Here is a 3782-nt window from a genome sequence, read left to right as displayed (position 1 = left end):
GGTGCGGCACCTTCCGCTCACCACCGAGGCGGTGGTGGCCGCCATCGACCAGGCCGATTCGCCAGGAGGCACCGGAGGAGCTCGCTGCCCGGGGAAGTGGACGTCGTAGTGGTCGGCGCCGGGCACAACGGCCTGGTCTGCGCGGGCTACCTGGCCGAGGCGGGGCTGCAGGTCCTCGTGCTGGAGGCCCGTCCGGTGATCGGCGGCAACACGGTCACCGAGGAGCTGACGCTGCCCGGCTTCGCGCATGATTCCTGCTCGTCGGCGCACGTGCTCATCCAGTCCAACCCGCTGCTCGTCGACGACGAGCTCGGCCTGCTGTCCCGCTGGGGCCTGGAGTACGTGCACACCGATCCGGCCGTGGTGCTGCCGCAGGCGAACGGCGACACGCTGGTGATCCACCGCGATCTCGACGCCACCGCCGACGAGATCGGCCGCTGGTCGGCGCCGGACGCCGCCGCCTTCCGCAAGCTCATCGACGAGTGGAACGGCGCCCTGGCACCGGTGCACGGCCGGTGGTCCTCCGGCCTGCCGCTCGGCGACTCCGACAACGCGCGGGCCTACCTCGATCTCCGGCGGCGCAGCGCCTGGGACGTGATCCACGAACGCTTCGAGTCCGGCGCGGTGCGCGACGCGATGCTGTGGCTCTCGATGGCCACCATCCAGGACCCGAGGCGGCCGGGCACCGGTGTCCTGCCGGCGTCGATCACCGCCGGGCGGCTCAAGTTCGGCTGGTCGACACCGATCGGCGGTTCCGGGGCGCTGCCCGCCGCGTTGGAGCGGCTGATCCACGCCCGCGGCGGCGCGGTGGCAGCCGGCGCGCCGGTCTCCCGCATCGAGGTGGCGGACGGCCGGGCGGTCGCCGTCGAGACCACCGATGGCCGGCGCGTGCGGGCCCGCCGCGCCGTCGTCACCAGCAGCCACCTGTCGCAGCTGCCGGATCTGCTGAGCGGGGCCGGCGACACCGATGATCTGCAGGCGGCCCGCGACGCCTGGCGGCCGGGTCTGAGCGTCTTCGCCGTGCACGCGGCGCTGCGCGGCGATCTGTCGTTCGGCGGCCGGCCGAGTGTGGCGGCCGGTCTCGGCAGCGCCCGCGGAGTGGTGGCGCAGCTCGACGCCTTCTACCGCGGCGAGGTGGACACGAGCGATCCGTGGCTGCTGGTGGTGAACCAGACCGTCGTCGACCCGTCCCGCGCACCCGAGGGTCGCGGCACCTTCAAGATTCTGACGATCGCGCCCTGGGAGCTTGCCGGCGACGATTCCTGGGACCAGGCCAGGCAGGGGTACGCCGAACAGTTCGTCGACCGGGTCCGGGCACGGGCCGGCGGCCTCGGGGTCGGCGACATCCTCGCCATGCGCGCCGAGTCGCCACGGGACGTGGCCGCCCACAACGCCCACAACCTCGGCGGCTCCTGCCACGGAGGCGAGTTCCGGTTGCCCGATGGTGAGGTCATCGCGGGCTGGCCGTCCTATGACACTTCGATTCGGGGCCTGTTCCTCACCGGTTCCACGAGCCACCCGGGTGGCAGCGTGAGCGGCCGCCCGGGACGCAACGCGGCCCGGGCGGTCCTGTCGGCGGTGGGCATCGACCCGGCGAGGGTCATGTCGGCGAAGTAGTCGATGGGAGCTGAGTCACAAGACTTGACCCTGACGCTGCGTCAACCTTCCATGCTTACGGCATGAGTATTCCTCCGGTAGTCGATCGGGCCGACCATGACGCGATACGCGTGCAAGGCCTGGAGAAGTCATTCAAGGACCTGAAGGTGCTGCGCGGTGTGGACTTCGACGTGGCACGAGGCAGCATCTTCGCCCTGCTCGGCTCGAACGGGGCCGGCAAGACCACCTTGGTCAAGATCCTCTGCACCCTGCTGAAGGCCGACGCCGGCAGCGCGGAGGTCAACGGTTTCGACGTCGCGGCGCGGCCCGCTGACGTCCGTGAGTCGATCAGCCTCACCGGTCAGTTCGCGGCGGTCGACGAGATCCTCACCGGGCGGGAGAACCTCGTCCTGGTCGCCAGGCTGAGGCACCTCAAGGACACCGGCGCGATCGCGGATGACCTGTTGAGGCGGTTCTCGCTGACCGACGCGGGTGGCCGGCGGGTGGCGACGTACTCCGGTGGCATGCGCCGCCGCCTCGACATCGCGATGAGCCTGATCGGGAACCCGCCGGTCATCTTCCTCGACGAGCCGACCACCGGGCTGGACCCGGAGGGGCGCCTGGAGGTGTGGCAGGCCGTCAAGGATCTCGCCGAGGGCGGCACGACGGTCCTGCTCACCACCCAGTATCTCGACGAGGCGGAGCATCTGGCGGACCGGATCGCGATCCTGCACGGGGGCCGGATCATCGTGAACGGCACCCTCGACGAGCTCAAGCGGCTCCTGCCCCCGGCCAAGGTCGAGTACGTCGAGAAGCAGCCCACCCTCGAGGAAGTCTTCCTCAGCCTCGTCGGCACCGCCCCGAACGGAGAACAGCGATGAACAAGCACTTCTTCGGCGACACCGCCGTCCTGCTGGGCCGTTCCCTGCGCCACATCGTGCGCAGCCCCGACACCATCATCACCACGGTGCTCACGCCGATCGCCATGCTGCTGCTGTTCGTGTATGTCCTCGGCGGCGCGATCCAGACCGGGACCGGCTCGTACGTGAACTATCTGCTGCCGGGCATCCTGCTCATCACGATCGCCTCGGGCATCTCCTACACCGCGTACCGGCTCTTCATGGACCTGCAGGGCGGCATCTTCGAGCGGTTCCAGTCCATGCCGATCGCCCGGTCCGCCGTGCTGTGGGCGCACGTCCTGACCTCGCTGGTCGCCAACCTGATCTCGCTCGTGGTGGTCGTCCTGGTCGCCCTGGTGATGGGCTTCCGGTCGGGGACGGGCGTGCTGGGGTGGCTCGCGGTCGCCGGCATCCTCGTCCTGTTCACCCTGGCGCTGACCTGGCTCGCCGTGATCCCCGGGCTCACCGCGAGCTCCGTGGACGGCGCGAGCGCCTTCGCCTACCCGCTGATCTTCCTGCCGTTCATCAGCTCGGCCTTCGTACCCACCGCATCCATGCCCGGCCCGGTGCGCGCCTTCGCCGAGAACCAGCCGGTGACCTCCATCGTCAACACGGTCCGGGCCCTGTTCACCGAGCAGCCGGTCGGCACCGGCATCTGGACCGCCCTCGCCTGGTGCGTCGGCCTCCTCGTCGTCGCCGTCACCTTCGCCGGTTTCACCTACCGTCGCAAGATCTCCTGAGCGAGGATCAGAGCATGCTCACCATCGGGCAACTGGCCGCGTACGCCGGCGTCACGGTGCGGGCGGTGCGGCACTACCACCAGATCGGGCTTCTGGCCGAGCCGGAGCGGGACGCCTCGGGCTACCGGAGGTACGGCGCGCCGGCCGTCGTGTCGCTCATCAAGATCCGCAGCCTCGCCGACGCCGGCGTGCCGCTGTCGCAGATCGGCCGGTTGCTCGAGGCCGACGAGGCGGCCTTCGCCGAGGCGGTCGAACGGATCGACACCCACCTGCGCGACGAGATCGACCGGCTGGAGAACAGCCGCAAACAGATCGCGCAGCTCGCCGCCGGGGACAACCTGGTCCTCTCGCCGACGGTGGTCGCCTATCTCGATCGGCTGCGGGAGATCGGGACCTCCGAGCGGATGCTGGCGGGCGAGCGGGACGGGTGGATCCTGATGGCGGCCCGCTGGCCCGGCGAGGTCGACGAATGGATGCCCTACAAGTTCGCGCAGCTCGAGAACCCGCGGGTCGTCCGGCTCTATCAGGCGCTGTCGAAGCTCCTGGA

Annotated in this window: 4 protein-coding genes; all 4 read left to right on the top strand. The window is 70.3% G+C overall.

Annotated elements, in window-relative coordinates:
* The first annotated feature begins 96 nt into the window (after positions 1-96).
* The gene (locus AB0M20_RS31580) at positions 97-1617 is read left to right on the top strand and encodes an NAD(P)/FAD-dependent oxidoreductase (RefSeq protein ID WP_364303983.1); all 1521 of its coding nucleotides are present in this window, start codon (positions 97-99) and stop codon (positions 1615-1617) included.
* 62 nt (positions 1618-1679) lie between these two features.
* Positions 1680-2477 (top strand): ABC transporter ATP-binding protein, encoded by a 798-nt coding sequence (locus AB0M20_RS31575; protein WP_364303982.1) that lies wholly within the window; start codon positions 1680-1682, stop codon positions 2475-2477.
* Entirely contained in the window at positions 2474-3235 is a 762-nt protein-coding gene (locus AB0M20_RS31570) for an ABC transporter permease (protein ID WP_364303981.1), read from the top strand. Before AB0M20_RS31575 ends, AB0M20_RS31570 begins: the two co-directional genes overlap by 4 nt.
* Before the next feature lie 14 nt (positions 3236-3249).
* On the top strand, positions 3250-3782 hold a 533-nt coding region (locus tag AB0M20_RS31565), incomplete at its 3' end, for a MerR family transcriptional regulator (RefSeq protein ID WP_364303980.1).

Source organism: Actinoplanes sp. NPDC051633 (assembly GCF_040681735.1).
Classification (GTDB): domain Bacteria; phylum Actinomycetota; class Actinomycetes; order Mycobacteriales; family Micromonosporaceae; genus Actinoplanes.
This window is presented reverse-complemented; position numbering and strand designations above follow the sequence as displayed.